General features: G+C 64.4%; 11 protein-coding genes. 7 read left to right on the top strand and 4 right to left on the bottom strand.

Features of this window, described 5'->3' with window-relative positions; translation table 11 throughout:
- Positions 1-5 precede the first annotated feature (5 nt).
- On the bottom strand, positions 6-1,748 hold the full coding sequence (locus AUL36_RS14040) for an alkaline phosphatase (RefSeq protein ID WP_062221782.1): 1,743 nt from the start codon (positions 1,746-1,748) through the stop codon (positions 6-8).
- Between the two features lie 335 nt (positions 1,749-2,083).
- Between AUL36_RS14040 and AUL36_RS14035 the strand changes: the two genes are divergently transcribed.
- The 4 genes from AUL36_RS14035 to AUL36_RS14020 all read left to right on the top strand — a co-directional run bounded on the left by AUL36_RS14035 (position 2,084) and on the right by AUL36_RS14020 (position 8,258).
- Positions 2,084-3,742, top strand: coding sequence for a methyl-accepting chemotaxis protein (locus AUL36_RS14035; RefSeq protein WP_082655853.1), 1,659 nt, complete (start codon positions 2,084-2,086; stop codon positions 3,740-3,742).
- Positions 3,743-4,001: 259 nt separating this feature from the next.
- On the top strand, positions 4,002-4,271 hold the full coding sequence (rpsO, locus tag AUL36_RS14030; RefSeq protein ID WP_058599175.1) for a 30S ribosomal protein S15: 270 nt from the start codon (positions 4,002-4,004) through the stop codon (positions 4,269-4,271).
- A 325-nt stretch (positions 4,272-4,596) separates the two neighbouring features.
- On the top strand, positions 4,597-6,735 hold the full coding sequence (pnp, locus tag AUL36_RS14025) for a polyribonucleotide nucleotidyltransferase (protein WP_058599176.1): 2,139 nt from the start codon (positions 4,597-4,599) through the stop codon (positions 6,733-6,735).
- A 146-nt stretch (positions 6,736-6,881) separates the two neighbouring features.
- The gene (locus AUL36_RS14020) at positions 6,882-8,258 is read left to right on the top strand and encodes a diguanylate cyclase domain-containing protein (RefSeq protein WP_062221778.1); all 1,377 of its coding nucleotides are present in this window, start codon (positions 6,882-6,884) and stop codon (positions 8,256-8,258) included.
- An 80-nt stretch (positions 8,259-8,338) separates the two neighbouring features.
- Here AUL36_RS14020 and AUL36_RS14015 read toward each other — a convergent pair whose 3' ends face one another.
- Entirely contained in the window at positions 8,339-9,391 is a 1,053-nt protein-coding gene (locus AUL36_RS14015) for an aldo/keto reductase (RefSeq protein WP_062221776.1), read from the bottom strand.
- Between the two features lie 245 nt (positions 9,392-9,636).
- On the opposite strand from AUL36_RS14015, the gene AUL36_RS14010 reads away from it, so the two are divergent.
- The 3 genes from AUL36_RS14010 to AUL36_RS14000 all read left to right on the top strand — a co-directional run bounded on the left by AUL36_RS14010 (position 9,637) and on the right by AUL36_RS14000 (position 13,165).
- On the top strand, positions 9,637-10,335 hold the full coding sequence (locus tag AUL36_RS14010; protein ID WP_062221774.1) for an alpha/beta fold hydrolase: 699 nt from the start codon (positions 9,637-9,639) through the stop codon (positions 10,333-10,335).
- 239 nt (positions 10,336-10,574) lie between these two features.
- Positions 10,575-11,087: an MmcB family DNA repair protein gene (locus tag AUL36_RS14005; RefSeq protein ID WP_058599180.1), complete on the top strand. Its 513-nt coding sequence runs from the start codon at positions 10,575-10,577 to the stop codon at positions 11,085-11,087.
- A 308-nt stretch (positions 11,088-11,395) separates the two neighbouring features.
- The gene (locus tag AUL36_RS14000; RefSeq protein ID WP_192843838.1) at positions 11,396-13,165 is read left to right on the top strand and encodes a putative bifunctional diguanylate cyclase/phosphodiesterase; all 1,770 of its coding nucleotides are present in this window, start codon (positions 11,396-11,398) and stop codon (positions 13,163-13,165) included.
- Positions 13,166-13,228: 63 nt separating this feature from the next.
- On the opposite strand, the gene AUL36_RS13995 is transcribed toward AUL36_RS14000, so the two are convergent.
- Positions 13,229-13,804, bottom strand: a complete 576-nt coding sequence (locus AUL36_RS13995) for an ActR/PrrA/RegA family redox response regulator transcription factor (protein WP_062221770.1) — start codon at positions 13,802-13,804, stop codon at positions 13,229-13,231.
- A 48-nt stretch (positions 13,805-13,852) separates the two neighbouring features.
- Positions 13,853-15,259, bottom strand: coding sequence for an ActS/PrrB/RegB family redox-sensitive histidine kinase (locus tag AUL36_RS13990; protein WP_082640207.1), 1,407 nt, complete (start codon positions 15,257-15,259; stop codon positions 13,853-13,855).
- Positions 15,260-15,463: the final 204 nt, after the last annotated feature.

The following is a 15,463-nucleotide window of genomic DNA, read 5'->3' as shown; positions in this document are numbered from 1 at the left end:
AGCGGTCAGTTCTTCTGCGGGGCGAGCGCGAAAGCGTCGGCCAGAACGCGGTAGATGTCGCTTTCTTCCATGTAGCCCTTGAACTCGTCGGCGCCGGGGCCGGCGGCCTGGAGCACGACGTCGTCCACGGCATGGACGGCCGTGTCGGCCGAACGCGGCAGGTTGCCTTCGCGGAAGACCGCGCCCGGCACGGCCTTATAGGCCTCGTTCGCCACATATTCCTTCTTTTCGTTCTGGACGGCGGGCTCGAACGGGCCATCCATCTTCGGGCGGAAGGTTTCGTAATAGTCGGGGAAGTCGGCGGCGAAGATCGCGAGGCGGCGCGACACGTCCACCTTGTCCGGGTAGCCGTCGCCGTCCTTGTCCTCGTAGTTCGGGAAGCCGGCCTCGGCATAGACGCCGACCTTCTCGCGCATGTCGGTGCCCGGCTTGTCGTCGTCGATCGTGCCGATGATCGAGATGCCGTGCGTATGGTCGGCGGTGGTGACGATCAGCGTGTCGGGATGGGTCTTCTGGAACTCACGCGCGACGCCGACGGCCTTGTCGAACTCGATCGTGTCGATCATCGAGCGCTCGAAATCCATCGGATGCGAGGCCTTGTCGATGCAGGAGCCTTCGACCATCAGGAAGAAGCCCTCGGGATTCTTCGACAGCTTGTCGAGCGCGACTTCCGTCATCTCCACGAGGCCCGGCTGGTTCGGGAATTTCGACACGGTGCCCTTCTTCAGGAAGCCGCGATCGAGCATGAAGTCCATGTTGCCGGTGTGGAACAGGCCGAGAAGCTTGTCCTGGTTCGAGGTCTTGGCCGCTTCCAGCTCACCCTTGTCGGTCGCCAGCGCGTAGCCGGCGTCCTGGAACATCTGGATGTAGTTCTTGTCGTCCTTGCGCTTGGAGCCCGGGGTGGACTGCGGCAGGAAATAGGCCGAGCCGCCGCCGAGCAGCACGTCCGGCTTCACCTTGAAGATCATGTCCACGATCTCGGGCTTGTCGGCGCGCTTGCGCGTGTGGGCCACCACGGCGGCGGGCGTGGCGTCCTCCAGCTCGGAGGTGACGACGATGCCGACCGATTTCTTGGTGGTGCGGCGCAGCGCCTCGGCGATGGTCTCGACCTTCGGATCGTCGAAGGAATTCTTGGTGCGGTCGGCATAGACGCCGAGCGCGTTGATCGCCGTCTTGTGGCCGGTCATGTAGGCCGACATCGTGTTGGCGCTGTCGGTGGCGACCGAGTTGGTGGACGAGGTGCCGACGAAGGCCATGTGGTCCAGATCGTCCATGGCGAGGCGACCGTTCGCCTTGCCCTCGGTCATGCCCTTGGACATGATGCGCGCGCCGGTGCGGTTGGCGACCGTCATGCCGTCGCCCAGCAGGAAGATGATGTTCTTGGCCTTGGCGATGGCGGGCGTGCCGAACACGTCCCAGGTCACGCTCTGGGTTTCGTCGCCGGCCTTGGCTTCGACCTTGTAGCTGCCGGGCGCCAGGATGTGGCCGCCCTGGATGCGCACGGCGGAAGCCTCGACGCCGTCTTCCTTTTCGATGAACTCGACCGGCTGGCCCAGAACCTCGGCGGCGGGCTTGCCGTTGATCGTGACGGTGACGTCACCGGGCTTCACGACACCCTTGAACTCGACCTTCATATCGAAAGGGGAGCCGGCGAGGATGGTCGCGCGGTCGAGCGGCATCACGGTGGCAGCCTGGGCCGCGAGGGGAAGCGCGCTGGACAAGGCGAGCAGGGCAAGAAGACGACGCATCGAAGGCCTCCTGTGAGGTGGGATCGGATGCGCAATAGGACCTCTGCGTAACACTCTCGTGACGAGCCAGAGTATAACCCCCAGCTGATCTGTAATGTTATATTATTACAATTCGGGATGTGGAAGCCATTCTGGTCGACTTCAAGTTTGCGGCAGTATTTAATTTTCCGTAATCTGTATTAAGCACCTATGATGCGGATACTTCTGCTATCCTTGCACCGAGATATTTGGTTATTAAAATCAAAAGATTGCGGAACGTCGCTAAATCCCCTCTAAGTTGTAAGATTCGGAAGTAAAAATTCAGCTCGCTGCGTTGGCAGAGGGTTAAGCTGTGTATGTCATCGCTTGCAATTGATGAGGTCGGTATCGATCGTGGGGTCATGGCGATGGGTATGTGGTATTCGTTCAAGGTTCGTTTGGCTGTATCGTTTCTGTTGCTGACAGTTCTGGGAGCGGCGGGGAGCTATCTGGCGCTGGAGCAGTCCAGGCGAACGTTTGTGGATTTGACCACATTGGCGGAAGGCCCGCTTCAGCAGGTGGATGCGTCCGGGCATTTGCAGCTTCAACTCAGCGAAGCGCGCCGTCTCATGTTCAAGGCGCTGGTTATTCCCGCCGACGCGCGTGGAGCCATCGAGTCCGAATATGCCGGCATCTGGCGTGAAGTCGATGTCTCGCTGAAAGCCTACGAGGCTTCGCTGCCCACCGGCGAGCGCGGGACTGTCCAAACGCTATCCGCATCCCTCGTATCGCTGCGGGCGCAAATGGACGCGATCCTTCGGGACATCAACACGGGCGTCCCTTCGGCCGAGATCCTGAACGCGATCACCAAGGACGAGGGGCCGGCCGCCCAGCGCATCGACAATGAACTGGCGCAGGCAAGCAAGGCTGCGAAAACCAATGTGACGACTTTCGTCGCCCGGGCGGGTGAGAGCTATGATAGGGTCTGGACCGAGACGGTCGCGATCGTCGGCGTCTCCTTATTGTTCGGCGGCGGTTTCGCGGCTCTGATGCTGATGACCGTCTCGGCTGGCTTTGCCCTTCTGCGCGAGAACATGCTGCGCGTCGGCTCGGGTGATATTTCCCATCGCATCGTGCATGGCCGAAAGGACGAGATCGGCTCGCTCCTGACGACCCTCTGCCAGATGCGGCTCAAACTCAACGAGATCGTCGCCGCTGTGGGAAACACCGCCAATTCGCTGTCTGGTACGGCGAGCACCACGGCCAGCCTGTCGCAGCAGCTGGCCTCCGGCTCGGCCGAGCAGGCTGCGGCCTCCGAGCAGGCCAGTTCCGCCATGGAAGAGATCGCGGCCAATATCCGTCAGAACGCCGACAATGCCTCCCAGACGGAAAAGGTCGCGCGCGAAGCCTTCGCCGGCGCCCGGTCGAGTGAGACGGTGGTGCAGTCCTCCGTGGTGGCCATGCGCGAGATCGCCGAGAAGATCGCGCTGGTGCAGGAAATCGCGCGTCAGACGGACCTTCTGGCACTGAACGCCGCCATCGAGGCGGCGCGTGCCGGCCAGCACGGCAAGGGTTTCGCGGTCGTCGCCTCCGAAGTGCGCAAGCTCGCCGAGCGCAGCCAAGGCGCGGCGGTGGAAATCGCGGCCCTGTCGGAGCAAACGCTGAGCGCTTCCGAAGAAGCGGGCCGGATGCTGACCGTGCTCGTGCCTAGCATCCAGCGCACGTCCGAACTCGTCAGCGAAATTTCCGCGTCCTGCCGCGAGCAGTCCATCGGCATCGAGCAGATGAACCAGGCCATGCAGCAGTTGAATCAGGTGACGCAGGAAAACTCGGACGGCGCCGTCCAGATGTCCGCAGCCGCCGGCCATCTCAATGGCGACTCGGACGAGCTTCAGTCCCGCATCGGTTATTTCCAGTTGGAAAAGCTGGCGCAGGGCGCTGGGGTGCCGGTGGCGGCAACGTCGACCGCCGCGCGGACGGAGCACCGCCCCGAGCCCGAGGCTGCGATTCACCCGTCCCGGCAACTCGCGGCCTGACGCCACCCTGGGGCGGCGAATGTTGCCACCCCGCTCCGTCGAAACGATCCTTCGTCGCATCCGCCCGGCCCCGCCGGGCGTTTGCGTTTTTCGGGGCCGGAACGCCGCCTTCAGGGCCGGGCTGGTGTTTTGGCGCAAAGCCGCTTATATCGGGAGCGCGAAAGGGTGAGCGGTACGCCGCCCCTTGCGCTTTCATGGCCCTGGCTGGACGACATCCCGGCTATGGGCGACCCCATCCTCCAACACGAAGGACATCACGATGTCGATCACGCCCGAGCGCAAGTCCGAGCTTCTCAAGGAATACGCCACCAAGGCCGGCGACACGGGTTCGCCCGAGGTCCAGGTCGCGATCCTGTCGGAGCGCATCGCCAATCTGACCGAGCACTTCAAGGGCCACAAGAAGGACAACCACTCCCGTCGTGGCCTTCTGAAGCTCGTTTCCCAGCGTCGTCGTCTTCTCGACTACCTGAAGGAGCGCGAGGAAGCGCGTTACACCACGCTGATCACGCGCCTCGGCCTGCGCCGCTAAAACCATTCGGACGGGGCCTGGTCCGATCACGGATCCTGCCCCGCCCGCCCCTTGGCCCCGCCCTTCGGGCAGGGCCCATGCCCCGGCAAACCCGCGCCGATCGCGGGGGCTGCCAGGGAGGGCTTGGCCCTCCCGACGAGTGGAACGCTCATGGGGCAGGATTGCCGGTTGCTTCCCGGCGTGGGTTCGCGGGCTTGCGCCCCGGATCGCAGCGTGACCGGGCGGCTCGCAAAGCCCCCCGCGAAGCACCCCGCCGTCTTGCCCGTGCGCGTTTTGAAATTCTGCCCCGGCCGCCCATCGCGGCCCGCACGAGAGGCATATTCTCATGTTCAATACCCATAAGGTCGAGATCGAATGGGCCGGCCGCACGCTGGTTCTCGAAACCGGCAAGATCGCCCGTCAGGCTGACGGCGCCGTGCTCGCCACCTATGGCGAGACCACCGTTCTCGCCACCGTCGTTTCGGCCAAGTCCCCCAAGCCCGGCCAGGACTTCTTCCCGCTGACCGTCAACTACCAGGAAAAGGCCTTCGCGGCCGGCCGCATTCCGGGCGGCTATTTCAAGCGCGAAGGACGCCCGAGCGAAAACGAGACGCTGGTCTCGCGTCTGATCGACCGTCCGATCCGCCCGCTCTTCGCCGAAGGCTACAAGAACGACACGCAGGTCGTCGTCACCGTTCTCCAGCATGATCTGGAAAACAATCCCGACGTTCTCTCCATGGTCGCCGCCTCTGCCGCGCTGACGCTTTCGGGCGTGCCCTTCATGGGCCCGATCGGCGGCGCGCGCGTCGGCTACATCAACGGCGAGTACAAGCTGAACCCGCATGTGGACGAGATGGCCGAGTCCAAGCTCGACCTCGTCGTGGCCGGCACGCAGGACGCCGTCCTGATGGTCGAGTCCGAAGCCCGCGAGCTGGACGAGCAGACCATGCTCGGCGCCGTCATGTTCGGTCATCGCGGCTTCCAGCCGGTGATCGACGCGATCATCAAGCTGGCCGAGCACGCCGCCAAGGAGCCGCGCCAGCACAATGCGCCCGACTTCTCGGCGCTCGAGAGCGAGATGCTCGGGCTTGCCGAGGGCGAACTGCGCGACGCCTACAAGAACACCGACAAGCAGGCCCGCTACGCCGCCGTGGATGCAGTGAAGGCGAAGGTCACGGCGCATTTCTTCCCCGAGGGCGCGACCGAGCTCCGCTATTCCAAGGAAGACGTCGGCACCGTCTTTAAGGAACTGCAGGCCAAGATCGTCCGCTGGAACATCCTGGACACCAAGAGCCGCATCGACGGCCGCGATCTTTCCACCGTTCGTCCGATCGTGGCGGAAGCGGGCATCCTGCCGCGCACCCACGGCTCCGCGCTTTTCACGCGCGGCGAGACGCAGGCCCTCGTGGTCGCGACGCTCGGCACTGGCGAGGACGAGCAGTTCGTCGACAGCCTGACGGGCACCTACAAGGAAACCTTCCTCCTTCACTACAACTTCCCTCCGTACTCGGTGGGTGAGACGGGCCGCATGGGCTCGCCGGGTCGCCGCGAAATCGGCCATGGCAAGCTCGCATGGCGCGCCATCCGCCCGATGCTGCCCGCCAAGGAAGCCTTCCCCTACACGATCCGCGCCGTCTCGGAAGTGACCGAGTCGAACGGCTCGTCCTCCATGGCCACCGTCTGCGGCACCTCGCTGGCTCTGATGGACGCCGGCGTTCCGCTGGCGCGCCCGGTCGCGGGCATCGCCATGGGCCTCATCCTCGAAGGCGAGCGCTTCGCGGTTCTGTCGGACATTCTGGGTGACGAAGATCACCTGGGCGACATGGACTTCAAGGTCGCCGGCACCGAGAACGGCATCACCTCGCTGCAGATGGACATCAAGATCCAGGGCATCACCGAGGAGATCATGCGCATCGCGCTCGATCAGGCCAAGGGCGGCCGCGTCCACATCCTGGGCGAGATGAACAAGTCCCTCGGCACGGCACGCGCCGAGCTGGGCGAGTTCGCCCCGCGCATCGAAGTGATGAACATTCCGACCGACAAGATCCGCGACGTGATCGGCTCGGGCGGCAAGGTCATCCGCGAGATCGTCGAGAAGACCGGCGCCAAGATCAATATCGAGGACGACGGCACGGTGAAGATCGCCTCCTCCTCGGGCAAGGAGATCGAAGCGGCCCGCAAGTGGATCCACTCCATCGTGGCCGAGCCGGAAGTCGGCGAGATCTACGAGGGCACGGTCGTCAAGTGCGTCGAGTTCGGCGCCTTCGTGAACTTCTTCGGTTCGCGCGACGGTCTCGTCCACATCTCGCAGCTCGCCGAAGACCGCGTTCAGAAGACGCAGGACGTGGTCAAGGAAGGCCAGAAGGTCTGGGTCAAGCTCATGGGCTTCGACGAGCGTGGCAAGGTTCGCCTTTCGATGAAGGTCGTGGATCAGGCCACCGGCGAAGAGGTCAAGAAGGCCCCCAAGGAAGACGCTGCGGAGTAAGTCCGCCGTCTGAAACGGACCTGACGATCGAAAGGGGCGGGTGGCGACACCCGTCCCTTTTTCGTGCCTTCGTTAAATCGCGGCCTTCCGTGACAGCTGTTCCTTCATCTCGCTCGGGCAGGATGAGTGAAAAAACGGCCATCCCGATGAACAGTCTCGACAGCCATTACCGCCGCTCCCTCCGGCGCTTCATCGTCCCGCTGGGCCTCCTGATCTGCGTTCTCCTGTCGGCCCTGCTGGCGGGTATCCTGGTGGTGGCGAACCAGCAGACCCGCTCCATGGACGAGGCGCAGCGACGGCTGGTGACGGCGGCCCTGCGCATGAACCAAACCGACCTCAAGCGCACCACCATCGATTACGGCACCTGGGAAGATGTCGGCGCGCATGTGATCGACGCCAGGGATCTGGACTGGATGGAGACCAATGTCGGCCTGTCGGTGTTCCGCACCTTCGGCGTCGATGACGTTTTCGTGGTCCAACCGGATGGCAAGACCCTCTTCGCCTTCAGGGACGGCGCGCGCATCGAAGCCAAGGTCGAGGATGTTCTGACGCAGGGGCTCCAGCCGCTTCTGGCGGATGTGCTCCGCTGGATGCCCGGCAACGCCACCGTGGGCAATCTCCTGGCGGACGGAATTCCGGCGATGGCGGCGGTGACGCCCTTGGCGCTGCGCGATTTTCCCGCCAAGCAGCACCTGCCTGTCCTGATCCTCGTGAAACGGCTCGACGCGGAGATCATCACGGAACTGGAGCAGGCTTCGGCGCTTCAGAACCTGCAATTGCAGCGCCAGCCGCCCTCCGATATGACCAGCGTGCCGATCGACACGATCGACGGACGGCCGACCGCCTATTTCGTATGGGGCAGCGCCCATGCGGGAGCCGAGCTTCTGTGGGTGGCCCTGCCGATCTGGGCGGCGCTGGTGCTCGCCTGTGCGGCCAGCGGCTATTTCCTCCATCGACGGATCAACGCGGCCGCCCGCCTTCTCAGCGTCGGCGAATGGCAGGTGCGGCACGATCCGCTGACCGGCCTGCCGAACCGCATCCGGCTGTCGGAGCGCCTGGAGGAAACCTGCGGCAACCTCATCGAGTCGCAGCATGGCTTTGCGCTTCTGTATCTCGACCTCGACGGCTTCAAGGCCGTCAACGACAGCCAAGGCCACGATGCGGGAGATCAGGTTCTGCGCGCGGTGGCCGATCGCATCCGAACGCAATTGGCGCCGTGCGACCTCGCCGCCCGGCTCGGCGGCGACGAGTTCGCCGTTCTGCTTCTCCCGGTGCCGTTTCCCGACGTCGCGCGCTCGCGGGCCGAAGCCTTGATCGAGGCGATCTGCCGGCCGATCCGTCTAGAAAGCGGCGTGGAGGTTCAGGTCGGCACCACGATCGGCGTGACCGTGGCTCCACAGGACGGATTGACGCCTGATACGCTGCTGCGCCGCGCTGACGATGCGCTCTACGAAGGCAAGCGGCGCGGCAAGACGCGCGTGTGTTTCGCGAACCAGGTTCCCCAGCGCGCCAGCGTGGATTGAAGGCGGGGCCATAGGCCCGACGCCCTTCGACGCAGGCCGGCCCGACCCGCGCGAAAAGCGGGTGGGCCGGTCAGACCCTATCAGGGCGCGGGGTTGCCGACGCGCTGGTGAACCGCATCCACCGCCGCCTGCATCTCGTCCGTCCAGGTGACGTGTTCGGCCGCCAGGCATTCCTCCAGCTGCTCCATCGTCGTCGCGCCGATGATCGTGGCCGTGACGAAAGGCTGAGCGAGAACGAAAGCGTTGGCGAAGGTGGCGGGCTTCAAGCCGAAGCGCTCCGCCAGCGCGACATAGGCGTCCACCGCTTCGGCCGTGCCGGGCTTCTCATAGCGCTGAAGACGGTCGAACAGGGCCTTGCGCGAGCCGGCCGGCCGCGCGCCGCCGGCATATTTGCCGGTCAGATAGCCTTGGCCGAGCGGCGAGTAGGCGAGAAGGCCGACGTCTTCACGCAGCGCGACCTCGGCCAGCGCCGGCTCGAACACCCGGTTCAGGAGATTATAGGCGTTCTGGATGCTGGCGACGCGCGGTGCGCCCGTCCGCTCGGCATGGGCGAGGTAGCGCATCGTGCCCCAGGCGGATTCGTTGGACAGGCCGAGGTGGCGGACCTTGCCCTCCTTTACGAGCTCGCCCAGCGCATCCAGCGTTTCCTCGATGGCGACTTCGCTCGGGTCCTCTTCGGGCGACTTCCAGCGCGTCGGCACGGAGCCGAAGCCCGAGGTCGGCCGGTCCGGCCAATGAACCTGATAGAGATCGATCGCCTCGACGCCCAAGCGCTTCAGCGAGCTTTCCAGTGCTTCGCGAATATTTCGGATATCGAGGCGCGGCTTCGACCCGTCCGCGCGGAACCAGGTGGAGTCGGAGCGGCCGACGACCTTGGTCGCGATCACCAGCTGGTCGCGAAGGCCCCGGGCCTTCAGCCAGGAGCCGATATGGCGCTCCGTCGCCCCTTGCGTCTCGGCCTTGGGCGGGATCGGGTAAAGCTCTGCCGTGTCGAGGAAGTTGATGCCGAACTCATGGGCGCGGTCGAGCTGGGCATGAGCCTCGCTCTCCGTGTTCTGCTCGCCGAAGGTCATGGTTCCAAGACAGATGCGGCTGACCTGGAGACCGGTGCGGCCGAGAGGACGTGTCTGCATGAAAGGTCCGATCGTGAAAGGCGCAAAGGATGGGCGGCGGTCGATCCGGGCCTGCTCGGGCCGGTCCGATCGGAGCGTCGCATCGAGGACGTTCCATGCCGGCTCTTACGCCCGCTTCGCCCGCGCAGCAAATGGGGAGGCGGGCAAACTTCGTTTGTGGAGAAAGACGCGCTTCCTCGTCGGCACCGGGGGATGGCGCCCTATATCAGGCAACCGTGCCCCGATCCCGACACCGGAGCGACCCGATGCGCCTCGTCTTCATTCCTGCCTTTGCCTGCGACGGCGATCTCTACGAACCGCTCGTGCCGCTGCTGCGGCCGGACTTCGACTACCGGACCGTGATCCCGGCCGAGCCCGACATGAAGGCCTGTGCCAAGGCGGTGCTGAATGCGGCCGGCGAGGGGCCGTTTCTTGTCGCCGGCACCTCGTTCGGCGGCCATGTCGCGCGCGAGGTGGCGTTGATGGCGCCCGCCCAGGTGCGGGGGCTCGTGGTCATGGGCGCGGGGCCGGCGGGGGTGACGGACCCCGCGCCGCTGGAGCGCCGCCGCGCCGCGATCGAGGCCGATGGCGGAGCCGATATGCTGGAAGACATGGCGCGGCGCATCGTGTTCGAGCCGGAAGGGCGCGGTGCGGCGGCGGCCGACACATTCCGCCTGATGACCGGGCGAGCCGGCGCGAGCCTTCTTCTGGCGCAGAACGAGGCGCTGCTCTCGCGCCCCGATCGCACAGCCGATGTCTCTGGTATCACCTGCCCCGCGCTTCTTCTCTGGGGCGCGGAGGACCAATTTTCGCCGCCTTCCGCCGGAGAGGCCATGGCGAGCGCCATGCCCGACGCCCGCTTCGTGCTTCTGGAGGAATGCGGCCACCTGCCGAGCTTGGAGGCGCCGATGCGCGTCGCCGCCGAAATCCGCCATCGTTTCGTGGACGAAGCGCCGGGCCTCTGAGCGGGTTGTTGGACAAGCGGACCGCGTCGATCAGGCGAGCTCGGCCCGCGCGCGGAACCCTTCGCCGTGTTGACCTTCGAAGGCCTGCTTGGCCTGTGGCGGGAAGGGATAGGCCGCACCTCCCATCTGCCCGAGAGCTATCCGCAGGCGTTGCGAACCTCACGCGACACCCTGTCGCGTTTTGCTTTTGTTCCCGTTTTGGCTTGCCGATAAGCTCAAGCATAGGTTAACTCCCCGTTATGCCTATCGTTTCGCTGAACCAGCGCGATCCGCTGATCGACGGGCGCCAGTCCGAACGCGCCATGCTGGTGCGTCGGGGCGTGCAGCGCCTGATGATTCAGATGCGCGTGTCCGTCCTGCCCGAAATTCCGCTCGTGACCGGGCGGCGCGCCGATCTGCTCGGCTTGTCGGAAAAGGGCGAGTTCACGATCGTGGAAATCAAATCCTCGATCGAGGATTTCCGCGTCGATCGCAAATGGCCGGATTATCGGCTGCATTGCGACCGGCTGTATTTCGCGACCCATCCCGGCGTTCCGACCGACATCTTTCCCGAATGCTGCGGCCTCATCCTGTCGGATGGCTACGGGGCGGAAATCCTGCGCGAGGCGCCGGAGGAGCGCATGTCGCCCGCCACGCGAAAGGCCCTGACGTTGCGCTTCGCGCGCATCGCCTCCGATCGTCTCCTGCGCGCGGAATGGAGCGCCAACCCGTTCCTGACGGAGGGCGGTCTGGCGCTGGACGAGGACGGTTGAGCGCGTTCCAAAATCTCAGGCATCTCGATCCAGCCCAGTCGCCCAGCCCGGTCGCCTGAGCCGTCTGTCATCCCTCGCGCGCTCTTTGCGCAATAGGCCATAGGCTGATGCCAAATAGAGCGGCCCAAGTCTGACACAAGGCCGAGGGCCCTTGCCAAAGTTTCCTCGATACGCAGGGTCGAGCAAACCGCTTTGTCAACGAATTTTGGATACAACTTCAAGGAGCGCCCGTGGGCAAGTCTTGAGGAAGCCATTTCGTCGTGATCAGGTTGCTCGAATTGCAAACGGAGATGCTCCGTGAAATTGCGATGGGACGTGACCTCTCGTCCTTTGCGGAGTTGCTGTGCCGAAGCGCGGAGCAACTGGCCTCGGATGTCATCTGCTCGATCATGACCCTCGACGGGGATGGGCGTCTGCATCTGCTGGCGGGGCCGAGTCTGCCGGACTCCTATCGCACGTTGCTTCATGCAATCCCCTGCGGACCGAAGGCCGGCTCCTGCGGCACGGCAGCCTTTCATGGTCGAGAGGTCGTCGTCACCGACATCGAGAGCGATCCTCTTTGGGAGGTGGCGCGCGGTTTGGCCTTGCCGTTTGGTCTGCGGGCCTGCTGGTCGAGCCCGATCATCGGCGATAATGGCCGCGTGCTTGCAACCTTCGCTTTTTATTATCGAACGAGCCATCGCGGTCCCGGCGAGATGGAGCGGCGCATCGTCGAGACCTGCGTCGATCTCTGCGCCATCGCGATCCGGCATCACGACGCGCAGACTCGCGTCGAGCGCCTCGCGTTCATCGATGCCTTGACCGGCCTTCCGAACCGCGCGGCCTTCGAGGAGTTTGCCGAACGGGCTTTGATGAGCGAAGCGCATCCGGTCGCGATTCATTACATCGATGTCGATGAATTCAAGCTGATCAACGACACGCTCGGTCATCGCGCGGGCGACCTTCTCCTCAACGAAATCGGCCGTCGATTGAAGGCGGTCGTCAGCGACGATGTCTTTCTGGCGAGGCTCGGCGGCGACGAATTCGTCCTATACCTTCGTGGCAACGATCCCGCGACGCAGGCCAGACTCGCGCGCACGGTTCTGGAGGCTCTCATCCCGCCGGTCGAGATCATGGAGCATTCGTTCGTGGTCACGGCCAGCATCGGCATCGCCTTGGGGCGCAGCCAGGATGGCTATCTGGAGGAATTGTCTCGAAACGCCGATATCGCGCTTTACAGGGCCAAGGCGGAAGGGCGGAACACCTATCGCCTCTTTTCGGACGACATGGCCGGAGAGACGCAGGAGCGCCAGAAGCTGAAAGCTGATCTGCGCTGGGCGATCGACCATGACGAGCTTCATCTCGTGTATCAGCCGATCATGGACATGCAGACCCGTTCGCTGTCGTCCTTCGAAGCGCTGCTGCGCTGGACACATCCCGAAAGGGGGCCGATCGGTCCCGATCGCTTCATTCCTTTGGCTGAAGAAAGCGGATTGATCGGCAAGATCGGTCTATGGGTTCTTCGCCGTGCGGCGCAGGACGCCTTGGCCTGGCCAGCCGAGATCGCGCTGGCCGTCAACATTTCGCCGTTGCAGTTGAAGCAGCCGGGCTTCGTGCTGGAGGTCGCCCGAGCGTTGCGGGACAGTGGATTACCGCCGACGCGCCTCGTTCTGGAGATGACGGAAACCGCTCTGTTCGACAATGACGCGTTGACGCGCCAAGCGCTGACGGAACTCAAGGCGCTCGGAGCCACCATCGCGCTGGATGATTTTGGAACCGGCTACTCGTCCCTGAGCCTGATCCGCGACCGTCGCTTCCGGCAACTCAAGATCGACAAAAGCTTCGTGGACGGCATCGGCTCATGCCGCGACAGCGAGGTGATCGTGAGGGGAACCATCAATATCGCTCGCCAGATGGGGTTTCGCATCGTGGCGGAGGGAATCGAATACGCGTCTCAGCTGGCTTGGCTGGAAGCGAATGGCTGCGACGAGGTGCAGGGATACCTCATCAGCCGCCCGATGCCGGAAAAGGACATCGCGGGCTTCATCCTGGCTCAGACCCACCTATCGACACGCCTGAACGCGGCTGGCCGAACATGACCGCACGGGGGCAATGAGAGGCTTCCCGCAGGATCGAATTCAGCGAGCCCGAAGCGGATCGGTCTAGCGGGGCGCGCGCTTGGCGAGAATGCGCTGGAGCGTGCGACGGTGCATGGACAGGCGGCGGGCCGTTTCCGATACGTTGCGATCGCACATCTCGTAAACACGCTGGATATGTTCCCAGCGAATGCGATCGGCCGACATTGGGTTCTCGGGCGGCTCGGCCTTGATGTTAGGATCGCGCATCAAGGCGGCGATCACCTCGTCGGCATCCGCCGGCTTGGCGAGATAATCGATCGCGCCGAGCTTCACCGCGTTTACGGCCGTCGCGATATTGCCGTAGCCCGTGAGAACGACGACACGCGCGTCGGGCCTGGCCTGACGCAAGGCCTCGATCACATCGAGCCCGTTGCCGGTGCCGAGCCGCATATCCACGACGGCATAGGCGGGCGGTGCGGCGCGGATGGCACCCGTTCCATCCGATACGCTTTCGGCGGTACGAACGTCGAAGCCGCGCTGTTCGAAAGCGCGCGCCAAGCGCGTGACGAACGGCTTGTCGTCGTCGACCAGAAGAATGGAGTTGTCGCCCTCGACACGGATCTCGGCGAGGGATGAAGAATCGTTCTCGTGCGTCAGCATGGCCCATATCCCTTGTGCATCAAGATATGGGGCACCAGGGGACTGAAATCAAAGCCGGGAAACGTCAAACTCGCTGAAACTATCGGCTGCATAATGTGTGGACGGCGAAGCACTTTGGGAGGCCAGTCTTGTGTCGAGCGTCGAGCGGGCCCAGACGATCTGCACACTGGCGCCCTGCGGGTCGCCTTCCGGGCGGTTGCCGAATGTGATCTGCGCCCCCGAGCGCTCCAGCAGCGTCTTGGCGATGAAGACGCCGAGGCCGAGATTGCCGCCGAACTGGCGCGGCTCGCTTTCACGCGGCGAGACATAGGGATCGCCGATCCGCGACAGGACATCGGACGAGAATCCCGTGCCGTCGTCGATCACACGGATCGCCACATGATCGGCCGTCCAGGAGACATCCACCACGACTTCGCCCGTGGCGAAGTCCACGGCGTTTTCCACGATATTGCCGAGCCCGTAGAGAATGCCGGGATTGCGCCGAAGCACCGGCTCCGCCCCCGTTCGGCGCCCAGCCGACACGCGAATGGCAATGTCGAAATCGCGATGGGGCGCGATCACTTCCTCGATCAGGGAGAGAAGCGGCAAATGTGCCATATGCTCCTCCGAGGACGAGGATAGGCTGGACAATTGGCGCAGGATCGCCCGGCATCGCTCGGTCTGGGTGATCAGGAGATCGATGTCCTCGCGCATCGGATGGTCGGGCGGGGTGAAGCGGCCCATTTCCTTGGCCACCAGCGCGACGGTGGCGAGCGGCGTGCCGAGTTCGTGCGCGGCCGCCGCCGCCAGGCCATCCAGCGCCGACAAGTGGTTCTCACGCTGGAGCACCATTTCCGTTGCGGTCAGCGCGTCCGACAGGGTGCGGGCTTCGGCGGCGACGCGGTAGATATAGAAGGTGGCGAAGACCAGCGTCGTCACCAGCGCGAACCACATGCCGCCGAGATAGGGAAAGGGAAGGTTGAAGGGCAGGTCCGACGGCCAGGGCACGGGGTAGTGAAAGAAGGCCAGAAAGGTCGCCGCCGCCACCGCCAGAATGCCGAGGCCGATCGTAACGGCGGCCGGCTGCGTGGCCGCCGCGATCATGGCGGGCACGATCAGGAAGATCGAGAACGGGTTCTGAATGCCGCCCGTGAGAAACAGAAGGCCGGTCGGTTGCAGGATGTCGAAGGTCAGGATCGCCGTGACCTGACGCGGCGACAGGCGCTGCGTGCGCGTATAGCTCAGCCCGATCGCGATATTGAGAAGCGCCGACAGCGCGATCAGGCTGAGACAGGCGATAACGGGATAGGGATACCACAGGCCCCAGGCGACGAAGATACAGGCCGCCATCTGCCCGCCGACCGATAGCCAGCGCAGCCGCGTCAACGTCGCCACCCGCATCCGCTGGCTTTCGCGCAGGCGGCGCGGCGGCCAGGTCGGGGCGTCGAAGTCGGACGGACCGGGCAGTTTCATCATCGCGGTGCAGCTTTCCCTTGATCCGTCAAGAGATAGAACATCCGATGTCGTCCGACAGGGTGGCCGATGGACGCGCGGCGCGGTGGTCGCGGAACTGGCTGACCAGCGCCTTGCATAACCTTTACGGAGGCGGCCGGTCGGGTCTGTTCATCCCTCGGAGCGAGTTCGGCGTCTGGCCCGTCCTTCGCAGTGTCGGAGGTTTGG

The sequence above is a fragment of the Aureimonas sp. D3 genome, assembly GCF_001463805.1.
Taxonomy (GTDB): Bacteria; Pseudomonadota; Alphaproteobacteria; order Rhizobiales; family Rhizobiaceae; genus Aureimonas; species Aureimonas ureilytica_A.
This window is presented reverse-complemented; position numbering and strand designations above follow the sequence as displayed.